Annotated in this window: 26 protein-coding genes; 4 read left to right on the top strand and 22 right to left on the bottom strand. The window is 54.9% G+C overall.

Features of this window, described 5'->3' with window-relative positions; translation table 11 throughout:
• Positions 1-13: 13 nt before the first annotated feature.
• From MGLY_RS10765 to MGLY_RS10700, 14 genes are all read right to left on the bottom strand, one after another.
• The gene (locus MGLY_RS10765; RefSeq protein ID WP_156273729.1) at positions 14-1291 is read right to left on the bottom strand and encodes a TRAP transporter large permease; all 1278 of its coding nucleotides are present in this window, start codon (positions 1289-1291) and stop codon (positions 14-16) included.
• Between the two features lie 3 nt (positions 1292-1294).
• A complete protein-coding gene (locus MGLY_RS10760; protein ID WP_156273727.1) occupies positions 1295-1780 on the bottom strand; it encodes a TRAP transporter small permease in 486 nt (161 codons plus the stop codon).
• A 69-nt stretch (positions 1781-1849) separates the two neighbouring features.
• Positions 1850-2893 carry a TRAP transporter substrate-binding protein gene (locus MGLY_RS10755; RefSeq protein WP_170291033.1) on the bottom strand — a complete coding sequence of 348 codons (1044 nt, stop codon included), beginning with the start codon at positions 2891-2893 and terminating at the stop codon, positions 1850-1852.
• Positions 2894-2993: 100 nt separating this feature from the next.
• Complete coding sequence (locus MGLY_RS10750) at positions 2994-4067, bottom strand: uroporphyrinogen decarboxylase family protein (protein WP_156273723.1); 1074 nt, start codon at positions 4065-4067, stop codon at positions 2994-2996.
• 39 nt (positions 4068-4106) lie between these two features.
• On the bottom strand, positions 4107-5129 hold the full coding sequence (gene pdxA / locus MGLY_RS10745) for a 4-hydroxythreonine-4-phosphate dehydrogenase PdxA (protein ID WP_156273721.1): 1023 nt from the start codon (positions 5127-5129) through the stop codon (positions 4107-4109).
• 111 nt (positions 5130-5240) lie between these two features.
• Positions 5241-6560, bottom strand: a complete 1320-nt coding sequence (locus MGLY_RS10740) for a four-carbon acid sugar kinase family protein (RefSeq protein WP_156273719.1) — start codon at positions 6558-6560, stop codon at positions 5241-5243.
• Between the two features lie 228 nt (positions 6561-6788).
• Entirely contained in the window at positions 6789-8699 is a 1911-nt protein-coding gene (locus MGLY_RS10735) for a sigma 54-interacting transcriptional regulator (RefSeq protein ID WP_156273717.1), read from the bottom strand.
• Between the two features lie 20 nt (positions 8700-8719).
• On the bottom strand, positions 8720-9163 hold the full coding sequence (hepT, locus tag MGLY_RS10730; RefSeq protein WP_156273715.1) for a type VII toxin-antitoxin system HepT family RNase toxin: 444 nt from the start codon (positions 9161-9163) through the stop codon (positions 8720-8722).
• A 2-nt stretch (positions 9164-9165) separates the two neighbouring features.
• The gene (mntA, locus tag MGLY_RS10725) at positions 9166-9561 is read right to left on the bottom strand and encodes a type VII toxin-antitoxin system MntA family adenylyltransferase antitoxin (RefSeq protein WP_156273713.1); all 396 of its coding nucleotides are present in this window, start codon (positions 9559-9561) and stop codon (positions 9166-9168) included.
• 243 nt (positions 9562-9804) lie between these two features.
• Positions 9805-11100, bottom strand: a complete 1296-nt coding sequence (locus MGLY_RS10720; RefSeq protein ID WP_156273711.1) for an NAD(P)/FAD-dependent oxidoreductase — start codon at positions 11098-11100, stop codon at positions 9805-9807.
• A gap of 39 nt (positions 11101-11139) precedes the next feature.
• Positions 11140-11409 (bottom strand): MoaD/ThiS family protein, encoded by a 270-nt coding sequence (locus MGLY_RS10715; protein WP_156273709.1) that lies wholly within the window; start codon positions 11407-11409, stop codon positions 11140-11142.
• A 78-nt stretch (positions 11410-11487) separates the two neighbouring features.
• A complete protein-coding gene (locus tag MGLY_RS10710) occupies positions 11488-13290 on the bottom strand; it encodes an aldehyde ferredoxin oxidoreductase family protein (protein ID WP_156273707.1) in 1803 nt (600 codons plus the stop codon).
• 1 nt (position 13291) lies between these two features.
• Complete coding sequence (locus tag MGLY_RS10705; protein WP_156273705.1) at positions 13292-13771, bottom strand: 4Fe-4S dicluster domain-containing protein; 480 nt, start codon at positions 13769-13771, stop codon at positions 13292-13294.
• 357 nt (positions 13772-14128) lie between these two features.
• Positions 14129-14710, bottom strand: coding sequence for a xanthine phosphoribosyltransferase (locus MGLY_RS10700; RefSeq protein ID WP_156273703.1), 582 nt, complete (start codon positions 14708-14710; stop codon positions 14129-14131).
• Between the two features lie 243 nt (positions 14711-14953).
• On the opposite strand from MGLY_RS10700, the gene MGLY_RS18545 reads away from it, so the two are divergent.
• Positions 14954-15076, top strand: coding sequence for a hypothetical protein (locus MGLY_RS18545; protein WP_277997847.1), 123 nt, complete (start codon positions 14954-14956; stop codon positions 15074-15076).
• A 117-nt stretch (positions 15077-15193) separates the two neighbouring features.
• Here the strand turns inward: MGLY_RS18545 and MGLY_RS10690 are convergent, their stop codons facing one another.
• Positions 15194-16243, bottom strand: a complete 1050-nt coding sequence (locus tag MGLY_RS10690) for a BMP family protein (RefSeq protein WP_156273700.1) — start codon at positions 16241-16243, stop codon at positions 15194-15196.
• Positions 16244-16527: 284 nt separating this feature from the next.
• On the opposite strand from MGLY_RS10690, the gene MGLY_RS10685 reads away from it, so the two are divergent.
• Entirely contained in the window at positions 16528-17130 is a 603-nt protein-coding gene (locus tag MGLY_RS10685; protein WP_156276370.1) for a DedA family protein, read from the top strand.
• Here MGLY_RS10685 and MGLY_RS10680 read toward each other — a convergent pair.
• The 6 genes from MGLY_RS10680 to MGLY_RS10655 all read right to left on the bottom strand — a co-directional run bounded on the left by MGLY_RS10680 (position 17092) and on the right by MGLY_RS10655 (position 21595).
• Positions 17092-18390 carry an S-layer homology domain-containing protein gene (locus MGLY_RS10680; protein WP_170291030.1) on the bottom strand — a complete coding sequence of 433 codons (1299 nt, stop codon included), beginning with the start codon at positions 18388-18390 and terminating at the stop codon, positions 17092-17094. The genes MGLY_RS10685 and MGLY_RS10680 overlap by 39 nt on opposite strands.
• A gap of 375 nt (positions 18391-18765) precedes the next feature.
• Entirely contained in the window at positions 18766-19044 is a 279-nt protein-coding gene (gene pspAA / locus MGLY_RS10675; RefSeq protein WP_156273696.1) for a PspA-associated protein PspAA, read from the bottom strand.
• On the bottom strand, positions 19041-19742 hold the full coding sequence (locus tag MGLY_RS10670; protein WP_156273694.1) for a PspA/IM30 family protein: 702 nt from the start codon (positions 19740-19742) through the stop codon (positions 19041-19043). Before MGLY_RS10670 ends, pspAA begins: the two co-directional genes overlap by 4 nt.
• A 23-nt stretch (positions 19743-19765) precedes the next feature.
• Positions 19766-20338, bottom strand: a complete 573-nt coding sequence (pspAB, locus tag MGLY_RS10665) for a PspA-associated protein PspAB (protein ID WP_156273692.1) — start codon at positions 20336-20338, stop codon at positions 19766-19768.
• Positions 20335-21231 (bottom strand): zinc metalloprotease HtpX, encoded by an 897-nt coding sequence (htpX, locus tag MGLY_RS10660; protein WP_156273690.1) that lies wholly within the window; start codon positions 21229-21231, stop codon positions 20335-20337. Before htpX ends, pspAB begins: the two co-directional genes overlap by 4 nt.
• 127 nt (positions 21232-21358) lie before the next feature.
• Positions 21359-21595: an SHOCT domain-containing protein gene (locus MGLY_RS10655; protein ID WP_156273688.1), complete on the bottom strand. Its 237-nt coding sequence runs from the start codon at positions 21593-21595 to the stop codon at positions 21359-21361.
• A 243-nt stretch (positions 21596-21838) separates the two neighbouring features.
• Between MGLY_RS10655 and MGLY_RS10650 the strand changes: the two genes are divergently transcribed.
• Complete coding sequence (locus MGLY_RS10650; protein ID WP_054936558.1) at positions 21839-22081, top strand: DUF1540 domain-containing protein; 243 nt, start codon at positions 21839-21841, stop codon at positions 22079-22081.
• 183 nt (positions 22082-22264) lie between these two features.
• Positions 22265-23242, top strand: a complete 978-nt coding sequence (locus MGLY_RS10645; RefSeq protein WP_156273686.1) for a S66 peptidase family protein — start codon at positions 22265-22267, stop codon at positions 23240-23242.
• Here MGLY_RS10645 and MGLY_RS10640 read toward each other — a convergent pair.
• Positions 23191-24468 carry an adenosylhomocysteinase gene (locus MGLY_RS10640; protein WP_156273684.1) on the bottom strand — a complete coding sequence of 426 codons (1278 nt, stop codon included), beginning with the start codon at positions 24466-24468 and terminating at the stop codon, positions 23191-23193. The genes MGLY_RS10645 and MGLY_RS10640 overlap by 52 nt on opposite strands.
• Positions 24469-24474: the final 6 nt, after the last annotated feature.

Below are 24474 nucleotides of genomic sequence, written 5' to 3'. Positions count from 1 at the left end.
TTATGCCTCCTTTTTATTTAACAAAAGCCAGACCGGGCAACCATTTTGCCAGAGCTGGAAAATATGCTGTTAATAAGACTACTCCCCAGGGCACCAGGGCGAAGGGCAATAAATATCTAAGTGTTTCTTTCATAGTAGTTCTGGCAATGGCTGAAGTGATAAAAAGTTGTACACCCACAGGTGGTGTAATACCCCCTAAGACCAGGCACATAGCAATTACGGTGGCAAAATGAATGGGATCATAAGCAAATTGATTCCCTATGGAAAAAAGAACAGGTATCAAAATAATGGCTGCAGCGATTGTTTCCACAAAACATCCGACTACAAACAAGAAGGCAATAATTAATAACATCACAATGTCAGGATTATTTGATAAAGAGAGGAGCCAGCTAGTAGCTATTTCCGGAAACTGTTCGTTGGCCAAAATCCAGCCGAAGATAGCTGCACCGGCCACAATAATCATTACCATACTGGTAGTCATGGCTGCTTTCATAAAAATGCGGGGTATATCTTTTAAAGAATACTCGCGGTAAATAAAGTAACCTACTACAAACGAATATACTGCCACAATAACTCCGGCTTCGGTGGCCGTAAATACGCCCCCTAAAATACCGCCAACGACGATAATTGGAGCAATAAGGGCCCAAATGGCCTCAATAAAGCTTTGACCCAGTTCTCTCCAATCAAATTTACCAGTTGCAGTGATACCTAATTTTTTGGCCTGCCAGTAATTAACCAGCATTAAGCCTAAAGCAATTAATATACCAGGAATAGCCCCCGCCAGAAAAAGCTTGCCAATTGATAGTCCCGTAATTGAGCCATAAATGATCATAATTAAACTCGGAGGAATAATTGGTCCTAAAGAGCCAGCACAGGCCTGTAGACTGGCAACATAACCCTTAGGATAACCTGCCTTCACCATGGACGGAATAAGAATGGAGCCAATAGCCGCAGTATCAGCCGAAGCCGATCCTGAAATCCCGGCAAATATTGTGCTGGCCACAACACATGACATGCCAAGGCCACCGCGTATAAAACCTACTAAAGCCTGAGCAAAACGAACCAACCGGCGTGAGATACCACCGCTATCCATTAATTCACCAGCCAGCATAAAGAAGGGGATAGCCATTAAGGAGAAGGAATCTATCGAAGTAATCATTCGTTGTACTGTAATCGAGAGGGGAACTGAAGAAAACATTAAAGCTATTACCGAGGAAATTGCCATGCTAAAAGCAATAGGAACCCCTAGAATTAATAAGACAAGAAAACTTATAAATAAGGCAGTTAACATATATTAATCAACCTGCCCTTCAGTACTGGCGGTTTCATTTTCATACCAGATACGCCAGATATCTAATAGACTATAGATACCCATAAGAGCTGCACCTACGGGCACTGAAGCGTATATATAAGCCATAGGTATACCTAAAGCTGAAGAATATTGCATCCATAAAGTCGGTAAAATAGCTAGGCCTTCCCGGAAAAGGATTAGCATTAAACCTATAATTAAAACATCATTTATAGTTAAGATAACTTTTTTAGGAAGGCCTTTAAAATTACTAATTAAAAGATCAACACCAATATGGGTCCGCCGTTGTATACATAGAGCTGAACCCAAAAAGACCAACCAGATAAACATATACCGGTTTATTTCTTCGGCCCAGGTTAAGGAGTTATTGAGAACGTAGCGAAAGAACACCTGCAGGAACGAGATTGAAACAAAAGATACAAATAAAAGAAACTGAATAGTATCGATGATAGAGGTGATTTTTTTTATCATTAAATTTCCCCTCTCGCTGGAAGGGGAGCTACGGCTCCCCTTCCCATTCAATCAATCCTCAAAATAGTTCTATTTCCCTGCTGCAACGATCTTTTGGATAAGATCATTGGCTCCCACTTTATCGCCATATTCTTTCCACAGGGGTTGGACGGCCTTTTGAAATTCATCTTTATTTACTTCAATAACTTTCATGCCCTTTTCTACTAATTTTTGACCATATTGGCTATCAAGTTCCTCGGCCAATTTGCGGCCATAAGCGCTTGCTTCTTTAGCTGCGTCGGCAATAATTTTTTGTTCCTCAGGGGATAACTTTTGCCATGTCTTTTCACTAATGTTTATTGAAAGAACAGTATACAGGTGTCCCGTTTTAACCATATACTTCGTTACTTCGTACATCTTATTAGTGAAAGTTGCTTCATTAGGTTGTTCAAAACCTTCTACTACTTTAGTCTGTAAAGAAGTATATACCTCTCCCCACGGTATTACCGTCGGATTAGCGCCCAGAAGCTGGAAAGTCTTCACGTAAACCGGGGCTTCGGGTACCCTAATTTTCATGCCCTTTAAATCTTGTAAATTACGGATTTCCTTGTTCACAAAAAGGTTCCGGAAGCCTGAATCCATCCAGCCCAGGGAACGAATACCTTTGCTTAACAGACCCTCCTGTAGCGTTTTACCGACTTCACCATCTTCAACTTTGCGGACATGATCATAGCTTTTCCATAAGTAGGGCAAGTCACAAATTCCCCATTTAGGGTCAAAATTAGACAACAACCCAGCATCATTGATGCTCATATCAATAGTACCCAATTGCATGCCCTCTACTAAGGCCCGCTGGTCGCCAATAGTGCCATTGGGAAAAACTTTGATCTCTATTTTGCCGTTAGATTTCTGGGCTACTAATTCCGCTAATTTATGGCCTGTCTTCGTTACGGAATGTTCATCAGGTAGATGCGTACCCAGACGCAATACCTTCTTTTCTGTTGCACCGGAAGTACTTTGTTGGGTTTTGTTTTCCGTTGTTTGTTTCTCTGGTGTTTTGCCACCTGTACCGCACCCAGCCACTAAAAATATCAAGCTTGCCATTAATAACCCGGCCCAAAACTTTTTTGTCATAACTTTCAACCTCCTATCTCGCATTGTTAAAAATCTCAACCCTTTAGCAACCGTCGTTTACTCTATTCTTGTATTTTCAATATATTTGCCCGGAACTTTATCACCTCCTATAACCTGTTATCCCCCTTACATAAGTTTCATTGGCCACATCAATGATTATTTTTATCTTTTCAATAGTAGTTTCCGGTGCCATACCCCCGGCGGTAGAAAGCCATAACCCTCCCCCCTGACCAGCAGTTTTAATCATGGTTTTACAACGATGGCGTAATTCTTCTTCAGATGCCTGGAGCAGGTCAACTATGGGGTGCAAATTTCCCATTACACATTTTTTTAATCTAGTTTTGGTTTGTAAAAGATTATGTTTGGGTCCAATATGACAAACATTGCAAGGTATTTCAGAGATTAAATCAAGTAAATGCGGGTAATTATTTTCATTATGGTATAACCTGATTTCTGCTTCCTTCACGAATTCAAAGACCTCATAAAGATAAGGATGGACAAATTCGGCATAAATTTGATAATTAAGCATACCGGGTAAGTGATCCCATACATAGATGCGTTTGGGCGAGCCTACAATTTCCATTTGAGCTTGGAGATAAGCTTTAATAAAGTCTGTTACTTTACGTAATAACTCATGGATTAATTCCGGAAAATCATATATCCCATAAAAAAATTTTTCGTAACCTAAAATGAGAGCGGCTATTTCGCCGGGGCCCCCGCAGAAAAGATGACCATCTAAAAAGCCGTACTTTTTACGTAGCTTATCAGGAAGATTCTGGCAAAAATATTTAAGATACTCTAAGTTCCTGGCTGTAAATTCGGCCTTTTGGGGGTCCGGGGGTTGAAAACTAGCTATATCCTTTACGTCATTCAAAATTGGATCATGTAAATATGGCGGTGCATCTTTGGAAAAAACTATCTTTGCACCCATTCCTCCTAATTCTGCTACAGCACCAAAATCCGGCCAGATACCAGGAAAAGTAAAAACGTCAGGTAATTGCTCATAAAACCATATTTGAGCATCTAACATCGTTACAGGATCTGCATAATACTCTTCATCCGGAATACCTGCTAAACGAGCATAAATGGCTCCTACCAGAGGTAATACTACGGGAACATAGTCAACTTCTTCAAATCTTAGCGCTCGTAACGCTGTTTCATAAGCGTTCATCATATCACCCTATTTAATTTTCTATGCTAAAATTAATTTCCTTTAATATCTCGCCAACATAACCGCCATCTTCAACGCATCCACCATACTCTCCGGGTTGGCCGTGCCCTTACCCGCTTTGCCAAAGGCGGTACCATGGTCCACGGAGGTACGGATGATAGGCAGGCCCAGGGTGATGTTGATGCCGGCAACAGAGCCCCACTTTCCGGTGGCGTTGTCGTACTGGAAGCCAATAACTTTAGTAGGGATATGGCCCTGGTCGTGGTACATGGCCACCACGGCGTCGTACTGGCCGCCGCGGAGCTTGACGAAGATGGTGTCCGGGGAAACCGGGCCATCTACCTGCATACCCCGGCTACGGGCGGCGGCGATGGCCGGGCTGATCTCATCGATCTCTTCGCGGCCGAAGAGGCCGTCCTCGCCGGCGTGGGGGTTGAGGCCCGCTACAGCGATACGAGGGCTGGCGATGCCCATTTTTAGCAAGGCGTTATGGGTTAATTCAATTACCTTCAGCACCCGCTCTTTTTTCACTAGCAGTGGTACCTGGCTAAAAGCTACATGGGTAGTCACGTGGGAAACCCGAAAATTTTTATCAATGAGCATCATGCAATAATCCCGCGTCCTAGTCAGTTCGGCGAAAATCTCCGTATGGCCGGCGTAATGGTGCCCGGCCAGGTTGATGGCTTCTTTATTAATAGGGCCGGTGGTGACGGCGTCGACTTCCCCAGCCAGGGCGAGTTCGATAGCTTTCGCTATATATTGGAAGCTAGCTTCACCCCCCATCCGAGTTACTTTGCCGTATTCAAGCTGGTTTAAGTCTACATTCTGCAGGTCCAGGACATCAATGGTGCCGTATTCATAACGCCCATCACCGGGACTGGTTACGGCCCTCACGGCCAGGTTTACCCCGGCAATCTTGACAGCTTCGCACATCAGGCCGGCATCGGCTATGGCCAGGGGCCGGCATTGTTCGTAGATTTCCGGTAAGGCCAGGGCTTTGGCCGTGATCTCAGGGCCAATGCCGCAGGGGTCACCAACGCTGATGGCGATTAAAGGTCTGGGCATTATTGTTATTTCACTCCGTTTAAAGTCTTTTATGTTTGGTCTTTCCCAGGGTTTATATGGGACAGATGATCTCTCGTTTCCTTTTTTCGTCATTTTGGCTGCCTATTTTTTCTATGGATTTTGGTTTTCCGTCCGACTCAAATACTGAAATACTTTAATAAAGGCCTCCGGGGGACCGAAACCGCCGGCCTTGGTGACAATGGGCAGGCCAGCGGCCGGGCCGCCTTCCAGGTAGCCCAGGGGGATGCCGGGCAGGAGTTCGGTGGCCAGACTGATCCCCCTGGCGCTTAAACTGCGACAGACGTGGACGGCGGTGTCGCCACCGGTAACCACCAGGCCCTTTACTTTATACATGGCCAGGAGACGGGCGGTAATGGTGCCCAGGGCTGCGGCAATAGCCTTGCCGCCATTACCATGATTGCTATTTTCATTCCCCGTTGCCGCCGGTACGGATTCCCGGCAAGCCGGTTTCCCCTGGAACATGCTGGCCACCGTGATCATCAGCGGCCCTTTACCTGCTGCCAGTTTCCCAGCCTCCTGCAGCACCCTTTCTACTTCTTCCCTGGCGGCACCGGCCAGGATGGCGGCCGTATTTACCAGGACCGGCTGGCAGGAACTGAAGGTGGCCAGCCGCTGCACCTGCCGGGCCGTGACGGGGTTGCGCGACCCGGCGACCAGGAGCACAACCCCTTCTTGCCGCAGGGAAAATGGGGGTGCAGGTTTAAGGTCCCAGGCCAGGTTTAAATGGGCGGCCAGGCCGGCAGCCCCGGCCACCACTACACTCCGGGGTAATTGCCCGATAGCCCGGGCAATTATTTGCAGGTCATCTTCGCTGGCGGCATCCAGGACCAGGACCTGGCTGGTCTTTTGCGCCGCTTCCAGGGCGGTGATCAGGGCGGCCGCTCCCCGGCGTACTGTGGCCAGGTCGACCTGCCCTACCCGGCGCTGCATCTCCTGCTGCAGGATAGTAGGAACATGGCAGCTGGCAGACTCCCCAACAGTTATGCCATTATCTTCCGAAGTTACTGCCGCTCCCGTGTTTTCGTTAATTATCAAATAGCCTTGCTGCACTACCCGGCGATTGGCCGGAAAAGCCGGTACCAGCAGGGCCAGGTCTGCCGGCCAGGCGTCCATGACGGCCTCCAGTTCGGCGCCGGGATGGCCGCGCAGGGTGGAATCAATTTTTTTATAGATCCGGCTGATGCCAGTTGCTTTCAGTTTTAAAGCTATATCATAAACGCGCTGGTAGGCTTCCTTTGCTGTCAGGTGGCGGGTGTCAGTATTGATGGCCAGCACTTCTTTCTCCCCGCCCACCTGGCCGATGGTATCGGCATCGATAATAACCAGGGTGCGGAAACCGTGCTGGCAAAACTGGACGCCGGTGTCGTTGGCCCCGGTTAAGTCGTCGGCGATAATGGCTATGCGTTCCATTTATTACCCTCGCTCCGGTGCGGCAGTCACTCATTTTATATTGCAAGAAGCGTGCCAGGGCAATATTGGCGTATAATTTTGAAGCGCGGTTATTATACCGGTCTTTATGGCAAGGCGCAATATTTCATTTTGAAAGGAATAGTAAAAACCTATGGCCAGACGAATCGCTTCTCTGGCCATAGTTCGGGGTATATTTCATTATGAAATAGTATATTTCATTCTGCAATTTCATATACCGCTGACCCGCCCCTGGCCTCCCACCTGCCAGCTCTTCAGCCGTCGCCAGAGGGTGGTTTTACTGAGGCCCAGGCGGCGGCAGGTTTCGTCTTTATCGTTATTGGTCAGGGTCAGGGTCTGGCGGATGATTTCCGCCTCCATTTCTTCCAGGGTGCCGTGGAGGGTGAGCTGCAGGCCGGCCTGCGGCCGGCTTTCTGCCGGCCCTAAAATCTCCTCCAGGTCGGCAGGCTGCACCTCCTGGCCGCTGCGCAGGACTACCAGGCGCTCGATGATGTTTTCCAGTTCGCGGACGTTGCCCGGCCAGGAGTAAGCCTGTAAACGGGCGATAATTTCCTCGCTGAATAACGGCGGCAGGCGCCCGGTTCGCCGGCTGATTTTTTCCGCCAGGGTCTTAATGAGCAACGGTAAATCTTCTAAACGTTCCCGCAAAGGAGGCAGTTTAATATGCAGCACATTCAAACGGTAATAGAGGTCACGGCGAAAGGTTTCCCGGCTCACGGCCTCTTCCAGGTTGCGGTGAGTAGCGGCGATGATGCGCACGTCCACCGGTAGCACCCGGTCACCGCCGACGCGCATGATGGCCTTTTGCTGCAGTACCCTTAGCAGCCGCGCCTGCAGGTTTAAAGATAGCTCGCCGATCTCGTCCAGGAAAAGGGTGCCCCGGTGGGCCAGTTCAAAGAGGCCCTTTTTGCCCCCTTTGCGGGCCCCGGTGAAAGCCCCTTCCTCGTAGCCGAAGAGCTCGCTTTCCAGCAAATTTTCCGGCACGGCGGCGCAGTTAACCGCCACAAAGGGGCCCTCCCGTCGCCGGCTGGCGTTGTGAATGCTTTGGGCCACCATTTCTTTGCCGGAGCCGGTTTCACCGGTGATTAAGATTGTTGCTTCAGCAGCGGCAAACTGGCGTGCCCGCTCGATAACCCGGGCCATAGCCGGGCTTTGAGTGACAATATCACCAAAGGTGAACTGGGCCACATGACCTTTAAGATAGAGTTCCTGGCGGACCCTGGTTTCCACGGTCTGGAGGTAGCTGACATCCTGGAAGGTAGCTACAGCACCGACAATTTCCCGCCCGGCAATGACCGGGACCACGTTCTCGGCTACCAGGGTATTACCGGCCCGGTGCAGTTCCCCCAGGCGCTTTTGCCCGGACTGCCGTACCTGGTCCAGGGGAACGCCCGGCAAGACTTCCCGCGCCGGCCGTCCCACTACCCGGTGGGCCGCCAGGCCCAGGATCTTTTCGGCTGCCGGGTTGACCAGGGTAATGCAGCCTTCCTGGTCGACGGCCACAATGCCCTCATAAGCAAAATCGAGGATCACTTTCAATTGCTCGGCCCGGGCCCGTTCCCGCCGGCGCACCAGGGCTACCTCCCTGGCTTCGCGGATGGCCTGGCTGATGGCCTCTTTGCCGGAGGTGACGAGTACCGCCTGGAGCCCCAGTTCCCGGGCTGACCGGACGGATACGGCATCGCCGGCGATGACCTCCAGCCCCCTGGCTTTGCCTTCCGCAATAATCCCGGCCGCGTCCTCTTCCGCTTCGATAATTAACTCTTCAATATGGACCCCCAGGACCGGTTCCAGGCTTTTGGTGCCGTAAATGACATTGCGGAAACCGGCAACGCCGATGTACTGGCCAAGTTCCCGGGCCTCGGCCAGGGCCCGGACCAGGTCAAAGGCGCTGACGGCAATCTCCACCACCGGCACCTCAACATAGCGGCTGATAGCCGTGGCGGTACCGCCGCGGCTGATAATGACTTCCGCCCCTCTGGCCGCCAGTTCCCGGGCCACCTTGACCCCTTCCGCCAGGTCGCCGACGGTAATAGTTACGTCCTCTTCCAGCTCCGCGCACACCTGTCCTGCCAGTTCGGCCAGGCCCGCATAGGGAGCTACCAGGCCCAGGTAGGACATAATATCACTCCCAAAGACACCTAATCCCGCAAAGTGATTAACCTCTGCTCTACCTGTTGCTTGAACTGCTCCATATTAGCAATACCAGTAGCTAAAAAATCTTTGATAAGTTCCCATTTTATATCCAGGTATTGATGGGCTAAAATATTCCTTGTCCTGGCCTTTTCAGCAAGGGCCAGGGCCAGTTCTTTGTCGATAATCCCCGCTTCACCGAGCTGGATAAAGGCCTGGCGGTAGGTTTCCGGCACTTCCAGGTCTTCACCGGCTATAAGAATTTTAGCGATATCCAGGGCGGCGTTGATCAGGTTTTCGATAATCCGCTCCACATCGCGGCGGCTTTTCCGATCGCTCTGGTATTGAAAATAATCCATCTGAGCATAGGCCTTAATGTCTTCTAATTCAGTTGCAATAAACCTGAGGCGGCGAACAATAGAAATTACCTGTTCATCAGTAATCGGTGCCATCTTTACACCGCCCCCCTGATTTTCATCCGCCAGCGCCACCAATCGAGTACATATTGCTGGAAATCTTCAGCTTCCCGGGAAATATCCAGCAGATATTGGATATAAAAACTTTGATCCCTGATATAAAGACGCTTGCCCTTTAGTGCTGCCCAGGCCATAGAGGGTGTCGCCTCATTTAAGACAAGTAAATCTACCTTTGTTCCCAGCATATCCTCGAGTTCGTTCCACATCTGATAAATATCCTGCCTGGTATAACCAGGCTCAAGGTATACCCCAAGGTCTACATCTGACTCGGCTCCTGCCCGCCCCTTGGCCCGGGAACCAAATAAAAAAGCCATACGTATACTTTGTTGCTCGCTAAAGTAGTCTTTTAATTGCTCATAGATTCTTTTATCCATACTGATCTCACCTTGTGATAAAGGGGACCCTGTGATCCCCTACTTGGCCAGAAATACTTTTACCACTCCATTAGAAAAAAGCTGCCAGGCCTATCCAGAAGGCAAATAGCCTCCACGTAAGCCGTGTTTCCATGGCCGCAATTCTGGCTTTATCACGCTCCTTTGTTTTAGTTTAGCATAATTTCTGGCTGAATAAAACCTCCCTTAACAAACTAAGAGCGGGTTCTACCCCGCTCTCGTAAGTCACCGCCCCACCATGGCCCAGGTGAAGCTGCCGTCCAGGAAACTAGCGATATATTTTTCTTTTACTTCCCGGCCGATGAGGGACTGGAAGCTGCCGGCACCTTCCGGCGGCCCTACGGCGACCATGCCAACCAGCCGCCGGCCCTGGAGAACGGCTTTGCGGTAATAAGAGTGTTTTTCGTCCAGGCGGGTCAGCACCTGGTAGCCCTCGCCCGGAGGGTAGGCCGCACTACCGTTGCCGGCCTGTTCCATCCTGCCCCCTGCCGGCCGGCTTTCCTTTTCACCGGGCGGGTTGACAATGCCGCCGCTGATGACCCCCAGGCCGCTGACCACCAGGGAATTCTGGCCGATACCACCGCGGTAGGACGTGTGGTGGCCGGCCATGTTAAACCCGGCCAGGCGGCCCTGCTCCACGGCGTTGCCCCAGACGGCGTTGAGGCGCCGGTATTGCCAGGCGCGGTCGTAGGCCTGGACGACGTCACCGGCGGCGTAGATGCCGGGAATGCTTGTAGCCAGGTAATCATCCACCAGGATACCGCGGTCCACCTCTATCCCGCTGCCCTGTAAGAAGTCTACATTAGGCCGCACCCCTTTACCTACGACCACGACATCCGCCGGTACCACAGCCCCGGAGCGCAGGACGGCGGCCGTTACTTTTTCCCGGCCTTCCAGGGCGATGACATCTTCCCGCAGGTGAACGGTAAATCCAGCGGCACCCATAGCCCGGCGCACCAGTTCCGCGCCGGTATCATCGAGGGCCTGGGAAAGGAGCCGGCCCGAGGATACCACCAGGCGCACTTTGAGCCCCCTAGCGTGGAGGCCTTCGGCGGCCTTGATGCCCACTAGGCCGCCGCCGACGACCACCGCCTGCCCCCCGGGCCGGGCGAATTTGCGGATGGCGGCAGCGTCGTCCAGGGTCCGCAGGGTAAAAACACCGGCCAGGTTGCTACCGGGAACGTCAATTTGCTGGGGTGCCGCGCCGGTGGCTACCAGCAGGCGGTCATAGGGAAGCTCACTACCGTCAGCCAGCATCACCCTGCTGCCTCCCGGATCGACTGCCACCGCCCGCCGGCCAGGGATGAGCCGGATCCCCTGCTCCCTGTACCATTCTTCGCCTGCCAGCCAGAGTTTTTCCCTGGGTATAAGGCCGCCGAGGTAATACGACGTAAGGACACGGGCGTAGTAGGTATAAGGCTCATCGCCTACTATCGTTATATTCCCACCAGGATCGGTGCGGCGGATGGCCCGGGCCGCGGCCACCCCGGCAGCACTGTTGCCGATAATGAGGTAATACACTGGCGTCAGCCACCAACTTTCTCTGGTAAATATTAGCCCTTATCCACCTGCCGCCGGCGGTATGATGGTTACTTTGTCCCGCGGGCTTAAAGGAGTGGCCGGCCCCTGCAAGAAGTTGATATTGCGGCCGTTCACCAGGATGGCTATGCCGGGCTTCAGCTTTCCCCCCGGGGTCATGAGTTCCCGGCGGAAAGTTTCCCCGTAACGGGAGATAAGGGCAGCCAGGAGTTCGTCGACGGTAGCTGCTTCCACCTCTACCCGGCTTTCCCCGGCCGCCCGCTGCAAGAAACTCAAAAGTTCTACTTCCATCTCCTACGCTCCCCTAAGAAACAGGGTTGTTTGATCAAGGAAGCGCCCTGGCCGGCGTCCATGTTTTCATAAGCTAATTTAAGCCAATCCTAACCTTTCCATGGTGGCTGCCGTGACCCGGCCTTCCTCGTCCCAGCCGCGCACTTGATAGTATTCCGCCAGCATCTGCGCCAAGGCGGAAGTCTTGCCTCTGGCCGGCCCTTCGGGCATGGGCTCTGCCAGCAGGCGCGGTGCCAGGGTATCGTCCTCTTTAGTCAGGCCGGCACTAAAATTAAAGAGGCGCTCCAGGTTATAAATCCTTTCACCCGCAAGGAGGGCGGTTTCCTCCGTGTAGGGTACACCGGTGGCCGGCGCCAGCATGCTGACGATATCAGGCGCTCCCAGGGCGAAAGTGGTAAAGAGGCACATACCGCTGGCATCTACCAGGGCGGTCAGGTCCTGGAAGGCCTTATCCAGGGCCGCCTTGCCCTCAGGCGAATGAGGGTCAGTCTGCACCGGGATGCCCAGGACCTCCGAGGCAATGGTGTAGCCCCGTACGTGGCAACCGCCACGATTGGCGGTGGCGTAATTCAGGCCGATACCCTGGAAGGCCCGCGGGTCATAGGCCGGGTATTCCTGCTTCTTGCTGCTCATGGAGAGCTCCGGATGGCCGTAACGTTCGGCCAGGCGGTAGGAGCCCTCGGCCAGGAGGTCACCGATGCCTTCGCGGTAACCCACCTTGCGGGCCGTTTCTACCAGCACAGCGGCGTTACCAAATTCCAGAGGCAGCTCTGTATCCTTCGCCGGCAGGTAGCCCTTCTCATAAAGCTCCATGGCACAGGCCAGGGTAGCGCCGAAGGAAATAGGATCGTACCCCAGCTCATTGGCCAGGTAATTAGCTTTGGTCACCGCCGCCAGGTCGTCTACACCGCAGTCAGCACCCAGGGACCAGAGAGCTTCGTACTCCGGCCCTTCGCCGTGGCCGGCATAGGGGCCCCGGGGCACCAGGGTGGCGCGGCCGCAGGCGATGGGGCAGGCCAGGCAGCCCTTCTTGCGAACCAGGTAGTTCTCGGCCAGGGCCTCACCGCTGATCTTGCTCGCCCCGGCAAAAATGCCAGTCTGGAAGTTACGAGTCGGCAGGCCGCCGTGGGCGTTGATGACATTGACCAGCACACCGGTACCGTAGGCCGGCAGGCCACCGTGAGTAACGTCGTTGGCTTTGATTTTGGCCAGGGCCGCCAGGACCGCTTCCCGGAAAGCCGGCCCGTCAGCAACCTTAATGCCGCCATGGCCACGGACAGCGACGGCCTTCAGGTTTTTCGAGCCCATGACGGCGCCGACACCCGAACGGCCGGCAGCCCGATGCTTATCATTAATAACGCAGGCAAAGCGCACCAGCTTTTCCCCCGCCGGGCCGATGCAGGCCACCCTGGCATTGGGGCAGGTGGCTGCTTTGATAGCCTCTTCTGTCTCGTGAGTATTTTTCCCCCACAGCTCCCCGGCTGGGCGCAGCTCGTAAGCGCCATCTTCAATCCAGAGGTAAACAGGTTCGGTTGCCTTGCCCTCAAAAATAATCCCGTCAAAGCCGGCATACTTAAGCTCGCCGCCAAAGTAGCCGCCGGAGCTGGAAGCGGCAATGGCCCCCGTCAGGGGCGACCTGGTGACGACGTTATAGCGGCTGGCGGAAATGGCCATGGTCCCGGTCAGGGGCCCGGTCATGAAGATCAGTTTGTTTTCCGGTGCTAGAGGATCAACCTGCGGGTCAACTTCATCATAAAGGATCTTGCTGGCCAGGCCCCGGGCGCCAACATAATCCCGGGCCAGGGCAGGATCTAACTTTTCAACCCGGCACTCGCCGCTGCTTAAATTAACCCTCAGCAGTTGACCAACCCAGCCGTACATTTTAGACCACCTCCCGTAGAGCAGCCTGGACCCTGCGGGCCATTTGCAGCCGTTTGCCCAGGGCCTGGCCGGCCGGTTCTTTATACTCCAGGGCGCCCCAGGGGCAGTTCAGGACGCACTCCGGCTCGCCCTGGCAGAGGTCGCATTTGACTACCTTCTGCTCCGCTACCGAATAATCAACCGCACCAAAGGGGCAGGCCATGATACACATGCGGCAGCCGATGCAGCGGTCCTCGTTAATCACCACGGCATTGGTTTTCTCATCACGGCTGATGGCCCCGGCCGGGCAGACGGCCTGGCAGGCGGGCTCATCGCAGTGCTGGCAGACTACCGGCAGGTAATAATCATCATCAAGGAAGGCTGCCACCGACAGCCGGGCCGCCGCCGGGTTGAATTCACCGGTATGTTTAAAGGAACAGCTCAGTTCACAGCGGCGGCAGGCAGTGCACTTGTCCTGATCTACGACCAGTAGTTTAGCCAAAATAATTCCTCCCTTCGAGATTTGCTGTATAAATGCGACATTTTTACTTCTCTTCTGCGGCTCTCACCTCCTCGGGGAGCAGGATGAAAGGCTGGTCAGGTCACCCGGCCGCTAACAGCGGATGGGGATACTTAAACCGCGGTTGGACGGCCGCGCTGCATCCCGGCCTGAATAACAAAAAGGTACTCCCTCTTCCCAAGAGTACCTTCCTTTGCCCAATAGCAGGTCAAGGGATTGCTCCCCGGCCCTGACGTTTGCCCTTCCCGGAGGGAAGCGACAACTCGGAAGTAATCTAATTCAGTTGTTTAGTTTAGATCTTCGCCGCCCGGTAAAAAAATCCTGCTGGCCAGTGTAAAATTAATTTAAAAATTCAATTTGCCCCCCGGCCAGGCTGCCGATCTGCACCAGGGACTCCACCCGGATGCCCTGCTCCCGCAAAGTCTCGCCGCCGCTCTGGAAGACCTTTTCAATGACAGTGCCGATACCCACCAGGGTGGCCCCGGCCTGGTCGATAATCTTTAACAGTCCCCTGGCCGCCTCCCCGGAGGCCAGGAAATCATCGATAATCAGCACCCGGTCCTCCGGTCCCAGGTAACTGCCGGCCACTACTATGTCTATGACCTCCTCTTTGGTAAAAGAACGTACCCGGCCGCAGTAAGTATCGCCTTCCATGGTGGAAGGTTGCTTTTTCTTGGCAAAAACCACCGGTACCTGGAGGCTCAAACCCGTCATGAGGGCTACGGCTATCCCGGAGGCTTCCACCGTCAGGACCTTGGTAATACCGGTACCAGCAAAGCGGCGGGCAAACTCCTGCCCCACCTCTAACATCAACACCGGGTCAATCTGGTGGTTTAAGAAGGAATCCACTTTAAGAATATCATCGGAAATGACCCGCCCTTCCTGGCAGATTTTTTCTTTTAGCAGTTCTACCACTGACAAAGCTGCCTTGCTCCTCCCCCTGCTATTTAAACGTTAATACGATAAGGCTATTATAGCGTAAGCCGGGCCAAAAGAGAAGGTTGTCCGGGCAGGAAAGCGGGGGTAAAAGCAGGGATTACCGATGGAATTGTAACAGGAAGCGCCGGTCCGGAGAAGGGCGATAGCAAAGGGGATAAGAGGGGCCTCACCCGGCAGGTAGCAGCCGGAGCGCCGGGTGTGGCAGGAAGAGCGACTAGCGAGGGGATGGGAGCGCAGGTTTGCCAGGTAAAGGTCGCCAGGCGGCTGGCCGCCGGACATAAAGCAGGGTTTCGCCCGGGCAATAAGCTGGTCGTAAGGTTGGGGGCTGCCAGGCCGGCCCTGGTGTAAGGCGGAGTTTCGCCCGGCAAGCAGCGGGTACTGTCAGGGCGTGGCTACCAGAGCTGGCACGACCAGGTACAAACGCAAGGGCCGGTACCCATGGGAACCGGCCCGGTCGCTCAAGTCTTACTGGGGGAGACTGTCGATATCGATTTTGCCTTCCTTCAGGTCGTTGATAATTTGTTCAATCTTAGTCTTAACCTCGGGTGGCACTTTGCTCTGCAATTGGGAGTTCCAGTAGAGGCCGACGACATTTTGCTTCACGCCCAGGGGATAGAACTGGGCCTTAAACTGGCCGTCTTTGACCTGCTTCAGCATGTACACGATACCGTCGGCAATATTACGGTAGGCACTGACGAAGACGGTGTCAGGGGCGATACCGCTCTGGTCCTTGATGACACCGATGGCCAGGATTTTCTTTTCCTGGGCCGACTGGATAACTCCCAGGCCGGCCTGGTCGGCGTTGTGCATAATGATATCGGCACCGTTTTCAATAAAGGCCCGGGCAGTTTCCTTGGCCTTGGCCACATCCTCAAAGCTGCCGGTAATGGCCGTCATGGCCTCAACCTTGGGGTTGACATATTTAACACCTTTTTTGAATCCTTCAATGGTATCGGTAACCGGCGGGATGGAAAGGCCGCCGACACAGGCCACCTTGCCCGACCTGGTCATCAAGGCCGCCAGGGCACCGCCCAGGAAACCGGCCTGTTTGGCCAGGACGCTGTAGGAGCCAACGTTGGGCTCCTGGGAAACCCTGCTGTCGGTAATTAAAAAGGTAGTCTTGGGAAACTCTTTGGCTACTTTCTTGGCAGCATCGCCAAACTGGAAGCCATGGCCAATGATGACGTTGTAACCCTGGGAAGCGTAGGCCCGGAAGGCTTCTTCAAAGTCCGACTGGGGCACGCTTTCCCGGTAGGCTATCTCAGCCCCCAGTTCTTTTTCGGCCTTCTTGATGCCGTCATAGGCAGAAGCGTTCCAACCACCGTCGTTAATGGGTCCCGGCAAAAGGGCCGCTACCTTAAATTTGGCAGCCGCTTTCTGGCCCTCGCTCTGGGCAGTGTTGCCGGCATTGCCGGACGGTTGGGCCTTATTGCCGCCACAGCCTGCCAGCATACTGGCCGCCAGGACTACAGCTAACAGCACGGCAACTATCTTTTTCCCTTTCTTTATCATCATGCAGATCCCCCTTTGCTGAAGTTATAGGGAAGGCTTTAATATGTATTCGCCATTAATCCCCCCAATTCCTTCAGTCATACTTTAAAAAATTAAACAAAATTTAAATGACTGCACTTGAAAATAATTCGACCTTAAGACAGGTTTTCCTGCCTGCCCGGCGCAGGCTTAAAGCCTTGTTGGCTACCGCCAGGCCTGGTATAATTATCCCGGACGCCAGATACTACACCCATGCGCAGCCTTTCAGTTCCCCCTACTGCCATCCACGGAAGGAGAAGCCAGCGGTGATGAACTTTTTGGCACCAATTTTCCTGGCCATTACCACAGCCATTGCCAGCCTCGGCTATACAGGTATAGCCATAGGTATGGCCATTGAAAGCGCCTGTATACCTCTCCCCAGCGAAATTATCCTGCCCTTTGGTGGTTACCTGGTAAGCACCGGCCAGCTCAGTTTCTGGGGTACCGTCCTGGCCGGTACCTTTGGCGGTACCATTGGCTCTATTATCGCCTACCTTGTGGGTCTCCGGGGGGGACGCCCTTTCTTAAAAAAGTATGGCCGCTATGTCTTTTTCTCCGAAAAAGAATTCGCCGCAGCGGAAAAGTGGTTTCAGCGCTACGGCGAAGCAACCGTCTTCTTTACCAGGCTGATGCCCGTCATCCGGACCTTTATTTCCCTGCCGGCCGGCATTGCCGCCATGCCCTTCGGCCGCTTTGTCATTTACACCTTCCTGGGCTCCCTGCCCTGGTCCATCCTCCTGGTCTATATCGGCCGCCAGCTGGGGGCCAACTGGGAAGCCCTGGGTCCCCTTTTCCACCGCTTTGATGTGGTTATCGTCGCGGGCATCATCCTGCTAGTGTTCCTTTACTGGCGGCGGCACCGGAACCGGTAGGTTAATCTTGATGGCCTGATAGGTATAACTGTCTACCTGGTAGCGCATCTCCATGGCTGCCACAGGTGCCGGCTGCCCCCGGTAAGCTGGGGCAAAGGCCAGGATAAGGTTAATAACGCTCCTGACGGGTAAAAAGGTGTGGGGATTGACGTAAACTAAACCCCAATAAGAAAAGGAGCGGACAAGTTTGCCAGGCGGGTTCAGGTAGGCTTCCAGGCCCTCGCCCAGGGCTGCCGGCGGTAAAAGGCCGGTAACACTCCCGGGTGTATTGAGGCGGGTATAAAAACTGATCCCCAGGACCTCCTGGCCGGCAACTTTGCTTGCTCCCAGGTAGCGATAGTGCAAGTAGGGGAAAATTCCTGCCGGCAGTCCCAGGTTTTGCTGCTGGCGCATTAAGATGGTAACATCGGGAGCCAGGTTTAACTGTTGCCAGTCACCGGGCTGGCCCGGAGCCTCTGTAACCCGGCGGTACAGGCTGCCATTGCTAACAACCTGTTCTACGCGCAGCGTCTTACGGCCTTCCAGTTCCAGGGCAGCAACCTGGTGCATTTGCCCCGGCAGGAGAAGTTCATTGCGAACCTCTCCCTTAATTGCCAGCCGGTCCAGTTCCGTCGTAGCCGGCAAACCCGGCCGGCTGTGAAATTTAATGCTGGCCTCCCCCCGGGTAGCAATACCCTGCTGGCGGGCCAGGGCCTGGCGGCATTTATCCACAAGATCTTTCGCCCTGGGGTCTGAGCTAAAGACTTCTGCCAGCCAGCCGGCTGCGGCTGCCGGTGCCAGGACGGCCATTGGTCCCCCCGGCGGCAGTAACCCCTGGCGCTGGAAAAAGGCATACTGGTTGAAGCCGTAGGGTATATCTCCGGCTTGCAGTCCGGTAGGAGGCGAGCTGATCTCATTGGGTAATCCCAGGACCCGGGCGGTGAGAATAACAGCCTCCAGGGTGGTTATCTCCTGGTCGGGACGCAGGGTGCCGTTGGGATAGCCATGGATCATCCCCTCCTGCCAGAGGGCTTTTAAAGCCGGGGCATACCAGCTACCGGCCGGGACGTCTCCGGGCAGGTTGTCGCCAGCAGCCTCACTTTTAAGCCGGGCCGCTGCCGCCAGCATGACGGCAAAGCCTCCCCGGGTTAATGCTGCTGCCCTGGCCTGTTCCGGTGGTAACAGGGCCAGAAGTGAACTCGCCGCCGGCCCGGCCCAGGCCGTTCCCCACGGCAGCAGCAGGAAAAACATGATTAGCCCGGCTAAACTGGCTTTCCGCATTTTCTCCCCTCCCGCAAAAATAACTTTGTCACAGGCTGGCATTGTCTAGCTCGCACCAAAGTCCTCGCGGAGCGGCTTATGGCTCAGCCTCGGGCTCGGGCGGGGTTCCCGGCCTATTCGGCGTCCTTGCCTTTAGAATCCGGCCGCAGGCCTCTCTGTCCTCGGCCCCGCTTATCATCCCTCGGCTTCGCCAGGACCGCTTCGCCGCTCGGTAGAAGCTCGCTCGCTTCAGACAAATGCCAGCCCGCAATTTTCATGCTTTCGATGGTTGCGGCTCCATTTAATTCCTATTATACTATATCCTACCATATGGCGCCAGCAAAAAAACAGGCATCTTTCAAGATACCTGTCTTTTATAGCGTCTCTACTTTCAGCTTAACTCAGCTGCCGCGGGTAACCGGCAAAGAGATTGCGGGCCTCTTCAAAGCTGGTGTCCGGTGCCGGCAGGATGAGATCCGATTCTACCAGTTCGGTATCGGGAATGCGGCTACCCCTGCCCCGGATCAAGGACAGGACCTCGCCGAAATTAGCATCATATTCCTCGCGGTTACCTGCCGCCAGGGCATCCAGCAACCTGTCATCCAGACGGTCGAGCTCGCTCAGAGCCTCCCCTTCCAGCCGGTACTGCCCTTCCGTTAAAATACGGATAATCAAGCTTTGCCCACCTCTTTCTTCAAGCGTTCCAGTTCCGCCTGGACCTGGCTGGCAGCGCTGGCCTGCTTCAGCTCCCTCTCCAGGGGATCGGCCGTTTCCAGGGCGTCTTCCAGCACCCCGGAGTTTACCAGTTCGTCAATGGCTGCCGCCCGGGCCCGCATTTGCTCAGTTTTTTCTTCAGCCCGCTGGATGGCCAGGGAGACGTCGGCCAGCTCTTCCGACAGGCCGGTAGCCGCTTCCCCGATCTTGACCTGGGCCTGGGCCGCCGAATACTGGGCTTTGATTATTTCTTTCTTGGTCCGGAAGGCCTCTACCTTGGCCTGGAGTTTGGCCTCCACGGCAGCCAGCTTTGCCTGTTCGGCCTCCAGCCCTTTAATCTGCTCTTCCAGGCCATCCAGTTGTTGCTGGATGGCTGCTTTCCGCTCCAGGGCGGTGGTGGCCAGGTCCTCCCGCCCCAACTGCAGGGCCTGGCGGGCCTGTTCTTCCAGCTTTTTCTGGCTGTCCTTTAGCTTGATGGCCTGGAGTTCCAGGCGTTTTTTGGAAGCAACGACATCAGCCAGGTTACGTTTGACGTTCTGGAGCATTTCCAGCTGGCGGTTGTAGGAATATTCCAGGGTTTCCTGGGGGTTTTCTACCTGATCGAGGATCTTATTCATCTTAGATTTGAAAATTGTCGACATACGCGACAGGATGCCCATAGTACAAAAGCTCCTTTCGTGGGTTATACCGGGCAACCCCAGAGGGGGTACCAGCGGGTGATATCCTTTTCCCAGGGAAGTTCCTTCTCCATTAAAGCCGCCAGGCGCATTTCCCCGGCATTATCCCGCTTCTTATTCTGCTCATCAACGGGGATAAAGGGGTAAAAGGCTCCCCGCTTATAGCTAAAAATGAGATAGAGGACCTGGTCCTTTTTCTGCAGCTTAAAAACCGCCGCCAGCAGGCGGTCGCCGGCGCCCCTGTCCTTAAAATTCTGGCCGGCCATATGGACCAGGGCCACCAGATCCTCCCAGTCGCGGTCGGCGAAGATGAGCCACTGGTAGCCGTATTCATCCTTTTTACTCTCCAGGCGGCCCTCCATTTCCCGGGCGGCCAGGGCTACCAGTTCCTCCGTCTCTTCGCGGGCGCCGGCAAAAAAACTATCTTCCCCAGGCCGCAGCACCACCCCGCCCCGGCCGCCGGGGTGCCAGCCCAGCTCGCTTTCCAGGGTGATAATGGCCGTGCTCAGGGCAAAAAGAGGCTCCGTCCGCGCCGGCGGTACCCGGGTCCGCCCCAGGAGGGCGTCCCATAAGCTCACCGCCACTCCTCCATTTCCCGCTCCAGTTTACGCAGGTAGGCCAGGCGGCGCTCCAGGGACGGGTGGGTAGAGAAAAGTTCCATGATGCTGTTGCCGTTTAAGGCCGGGATAATGAAGAAGGCGTTAAAGGCCTCGGCCTGGCGTAAATCCCGGTCAGGGATGCGCGCCATGCTGCTGCTGATCTTTACCAGGGCGGAGGCCAGCTGGCCCGGCGAACCGGTAAGGATGGCCGCACCCCGGTCGGCGGCAAACTCCCGGTAACGGGACAGGGCACGAATGAGGAAGTAACTAACCAGCCAGACCACCAGGGACACCAGGTAAACCAGCATGGTATTGTTGCGCTCGTCCCGGTCGCGGCCGCTAAAGGCGCCGCCCCAGTAGAAAAAGTTTTGCACAATAAAGGAAGCAACGGTAGCAAAAAAGCTGGCCAGCGTCAGCACCGTCATATCCCGGTTTTTGATATGGCTCAATTCATGGCCCAGGACGGCCTCCAGTTCCGGCGGGTCCAGGCGTTCCAGGATGCCGGTTGTCACTGCCACGACGGCATTGGCCGGATTACGGCCGGTGGCGAAGGCATTGGGCATGGGAGTATCAACAATAGCCACCCTGGGTTTGGGTAAGTCGGCCAGGGCGGCCAGCCTTTCCACCAGGGCATGGAGTTCCGGCGCTTCCCGGGGCGATACCTCCCGGGCACCCATGGACCAGAGCACCATGCGGTCGGAAAAGTAATACTGGACGGCCAGCATGATCCCGACAAAAATGATCATACCTGTATAACTGACCCCGGCCTGCCACAGGACGGCCAGGAAAAAGAGATACAGGGCTGCCAGCAAAAACATGGTTAAAAACATCCGCGCCGTTAAGCCGGCATCGCTACCAAGTTGGCGTCGCATAGCCACCCTCCCCCTTAATAAGATATGAAATGTGAGAAGTGAGAGGTGGGATCTTTAGAAGACCTATACGTTGCTTCGCTGGTGATGGTGCTTAAACGTTTATGACGTTTTCCCTGCAAATGGGGTTTTATTCCTTCAGTTCCTCACGCATGCGGTGGTACTCGTCGGTGGTAATTTCACCCCTTGCATAACGTTCCTTCAAAATTCCCAGGGGGTCGGGACGCAGCACGGGCTGCTGGCCGGTGCGGCGGTTAAAGAGGCTTACCAGGCCATAGACCGCCAGGACCAGGATACCGATTAGTAACACCCACCAGACCAGCATCCAGAGGCCCATCCCCCAGTTGCCGAAATATCCCCACATCATATATTATAACCTCCTTAACTATTTTCAGCAAGTTCAGGGTTAAGTTTGACATACCCCCTGCCTGTAGTTGTTTAAGTCCATCTTATTTACCGACTTCACCTTTGTCAAGGAACTTCACTAAAACTTCAAAATTAGTATTTACCGGTGGGATATAAATTATCTAATGGAACTCAGGCGCATAAAAAGGCTGCTGCCGGGGGATATTTTCTTTAGAAGGCCAATTAATTATTGGAGGTGCCTTTTATGCCGCGCATTACCTGCAGCGTTAATAACTGCCATTACTGGTCCAGTGGTAATGTCTGTGATGCCTCACAGATCCTGGTTACTTCCGATGCCATGAGTAACTCTCAACCCCAGAATGTCGATGCCCCCATGGCCGGTACTATTTCAGCCACCCCTGTTAAGTCTTCGGCAGAAACCTGCTGCAAGACTTTCATTGCCAAGGGTTCTGCTGAAAAAAATGCCGACGGCATCACCCGCAAATAACACTGCCCGGTTCAATAATGGGCAAACGGCAGGTAAACCCTGCCGTTTTTATTTTAGCAGCAGCATATAATATGGATCAGGGGGCCTGGTGCCAGTTAACCAGAGCCAACTAGAGGCCGACCTGGATGTAATGTAAGTGAACCAGGATCGCAGGAATTGATACTCCAGGTAGAGGGAAGTGCCATGTCCGGACCAACCACCATTTTAAAACCTCCGGCCCTTCTGGAGGGCGATACCATCGGGATCATTGCCCCGGCCAGTCCCCTGGCGGACCCGGCTTACCTGGCCAGGGGGATCCGCTTCTGGCGCAGCCTGGGTTACCGGGTCCGTACCGGGGCCCATATAAGCAAGGCCGCCGGTTACCTGGCCGGCAGCGATGCCGGACGCCTGGCCGACCTGCACCAGATGTTCCGGGACCCGGAAGTAAAGGCCATAACCTGCCTCCGGGGCGGTTATGGCACCCTGCGGCTCCTGGCTGATCTCGACTACAACCTTATCCGTTGCCATCCAAAAATTTTAGTGGGCTACAGCGACATTACCGCCCTGCACCTGGCCCTCAACAAAATGACCGGCCTGGTAACCTTCCACGGCCCCATGCTCTATCCCGAACTGGGCAGCGAGGACTTGCACCCCTATACCCGGGAAAACCTCTGCCGGGCCCTGACGGTTACTTCACCCCTGGGCAGCATCCCGCCAGCGCCGGGGTTACCCCCACCGGTAACCATTACCCCCGGACAGGCCGAAGGTATAGTCACTGGGGGTAACCTCTCCCTGGTAGTGGCCAGCCTGGGCACACCCTTTGAAATTGACACCCGGGGGAAAATCCTTTTCCTCGAAGAAGTGGATGAGGCGCCCTACCGCCTCGACCGGCTGCTCACCCAGCTCAAGCTGGCAGGCAAGCTGGAGGCGGCAGCCGGGATTGTTTTTGGTATCTGTACCGGGTGCGGGGATTCCTCTCTTAAACCCGGCCCCCTGGAAGTCATAACCGGGCACCTGGCCCCCCTGGGCATTCCCTGTTTCTACGGCCTGCCGGCCGGCCACCTGGCTACCCAGGCCACCCTGCCCCTGGGTATCAGCGCCCGCCTGGATGCGGCGGCGTGTACCCTGACTTACCTGGAGGCGGCCGTAGCGCCCTCCTCATGCCGCCAGCCGGCCAGGTAACGTTCCTGTTCTTCCGTCAGGGTATCTATCTCCACCCCCAGGGCCCTTAAGCGCAATGAGGCCACCTGGCGGTCGATTTCCCTGGTCACAGGGAGGACCCGGGGCGGCAGCTTGCCGGCATTCTTTACCAGGTAGTCCAGGGAAAGGGCCTGGAGGGCAAAGGTGAGGTCCATGATCTCGGCCGGGTGGCCGTCGGCGGCAGCTATGTTTACCAGGCGCCCCTCGGCCAGGAGATAGATGCGCCGGCCGTCCTCCAGGACAAACTCCTCAATATTGCGGCGCGCCACCCGGTGGCTTTTGGCCATAGCCTTTAAATCCTGCTTGTTGATTTCCACGTCAAAATGGCCGGCGTTGGCGAGTATGGCGCCGTCCTTCATGACGGCGTAATGTTCACCGCGGATGACATTGGCACAGCCGGTAACCGTCACAAAGAAGTCCCCGGCTTTAGCCGCTTCCCGCATAGGCATGACCTGGAAGCCGTCCATCAAGGCTTCATTGGCCCTGACCGGGTTAACCTCGGTAACTATTACCCGGGCACCCAGGCCTTTAGCCCGCATGGCCACCCCCTTGCCACACCAGCCGTAACCGGCAACGACCACAGTCTTGCCGCAGACCGTCAGGTTGGTATTGCGCATGATACCATCCCAGGTAGACTGGCCGGTACCGTAACGGTTGTCAAAAAGGTGCTTGCAGTCACCGTTGTTGACGGCCACCATGGGAAAGGCCAGGACCCCCTCGGCTTCCATGGCCTGCAGGCGTAAAATGCCGGTGGTGGTCTCTTCGGCACCGCCGGTAATCCCCGGCAGGAGCTCCCGCCGGCCGGTATGGAGTAAATGGACCAGGTCGCCGCCGTCATCAATCAACAACTGGGGCCTGGTATCCAGCACTTTATTCAAATAAAAATTATATTCTCCCGCCGTGCAACCATGGTGGGCGTAGACAGACACCCCAAGGCTTGCCAGGCCGGCGCAGACGTCATCCTGGGTGGACAGGGGGTTGGAACCACAGATGGCCACTTCCGCCCCCCCGGCCTGGAGGACCAGGGCCAGGTAGGCCGTCTTGGCTTCCAAGTGCAGGCAGATGGCCACCCTTTTGCCGGCAAAGGGCCGCCGCTCCTCAAAGTCCCGGCGAATTTCATTTAATATGGGCATATGCTTTTGCACCCACTCGATTTTCAGCAGCCCCCCGGGGGCCAAGCCGGGATCGCGAATAATAGACGCAACCATTTCCTA

This window comes from Moorella glycerini (genome assembly GCF_009735625.1).
Classification (GTDB): Bacteria; Bacillota; DSM-521; order Neomoorellales; family Neomoorellaceae; genus Neomoorella; species Neomoorella glycerini.
The sequence above is the reverse complement of the archived record's forward strand: the minus strand, read 5'-3'. Positions and strand labels throughout refer to the sequence as shown.

Coding starts and splice junctions, on each gene's coding strand:
- mntA (WP_156273713.1), bottom strand. CDS start 9,561: ATGGATAAAAGAATCTATGAGCAATTAAAAGACTACTTTAGCGAGCAA.
- MGLY_RS10710 (WP_156273707.1), bottom strand. CDS start 13,290: ATGTACGGCTGGGTTGGTCAACTGCTGAGGGTTAATTTAAGCAGCGGC.
- MGLY_RS10685 (WP_156276370.1), top strand. CDS start 16,528: ATGAACTTTTTGGCACCAATTTTCCTGGCCATTACCACAGCCATTGCC.
- MGLY_RS18545 (WP_277997847.1), top strand. CDS start 14,954: ATGGGAGCGCAGGTTTGCCAGGTAAAGGTCGCCAGGCGGCTGGCCGCC.
- MGLY_RS10765 (WP_156273729.1), bottom strand. CDS start 1,291: ATGTTAACTGCCTTATTTATAAGTTTTCTTGTCTTATTAATTCTAGGG.
- MGLY_RS10655 (WP_156273688.1), bottom strand. CDS start 21,595: ATGATGTGGGGATATTTCGGCAACTGGGGGATGGGCCTCTGGATGCTG.
- MGLY_RS10760 (WP_156273727.1), bottom strand. CDS start 1,780: ATGATAAAAAAAATCACCTCTATCATCGATACTATTCAGTTTCTTTTA.
- MGLY_RS10640 (WP_156273684.1), bottom strand. CDS start 24,468: ATGGTTGCGTCTATTATTCGCGATCCCGGCTTGGCCCCCGGGGGGCTG.
- MGLY_RS10740 (WP_156273719.1), bottom strand. CDS start 6,560: ATGGAACGCATAGCCATTATCGCCGACGACTTAACCGGGGCCAACGAC.
- MGLY_RS10680 (WP_170291030.1), bottom strand. CDS start 18,390: ATGCGGAAAGCCAGTTTAGCCGGGCTAATCATGTTTTTCCTGCTGCTG.
- htpX (WP_156273690.1), bottom strand. CDS start 21,231: ATGCGACGCCAACTTGGTAGCGATGCCGGCTTAACGGCGCGGATGTTT.
- MGLY_RS10645 (WP_156273686.1), top strand. CDS start 22,265: ATGTCCGGACCAACCACCATTTTAAAACCTCCGGCCCTTCTGGAGGGC.
- MGLY_RS10670 (WP_156273694.1), bottom strand. CDS start 19,742: ATGGGCATCCTGTCGCGTATGTCGACAATTTTCAAATCTAAGATGAAT.
- MGLY_RS10715 (WP_156273709.1), bottom strand. CDS start 11,409: ATGGAAGTAGAACTTTTGAGTTTCTTGCAGCGGGCGGCCGGGGAAAGC.
- MGLY_RS10735 (WP_156273717.1), bottom strand. CDS start 8,699: ATGTCCTACCTGGGCCTGGTAGCTCCCTATGCGGGCCTGGCCGAACTG.
- MGLY_RS10750 (WP_156273723.1), bottom strand. CDS start 4,067: ATGATGAACGCTTATGAAACAGCGTTACGAGCGCTAAGATTTGAAGAA.
- MGLY_RS10690 (WP_156273700.1), bottom strand. CDS start 16,243: ATGATGATAAAGAAAGGGAAAAAGATAGTTGCCGTGCTGTTAGCTGTA.
- hepT (WP_156273715.1), bottom strand. CDS start 9,163: ATGGCACCGATTACTGATGAACAGGTAATTTCTATTGTTCGCCGCCTC.
- MGLY_RS10755 (WP_170291033.1), bottom strand. CDS start 2,893: ATGACAAAAAAGTTTTGGGCCGGGTTATTAATGGCAAGCTTGATATTT.
- pdxA (WP_156273721.1), bottom strand. CDS start 5,129: ATGCCCAGACCTTTAATCGCCATCAGCGTTGGTGACCCCTGCGGCATT.
- MGLY_RS10650 (WP_054936558.1), top strand. CDS start 21,839: ATGCCGCGCATTACCTGCAGCGTTAATAACTGCCATTACTGGTCCAGT.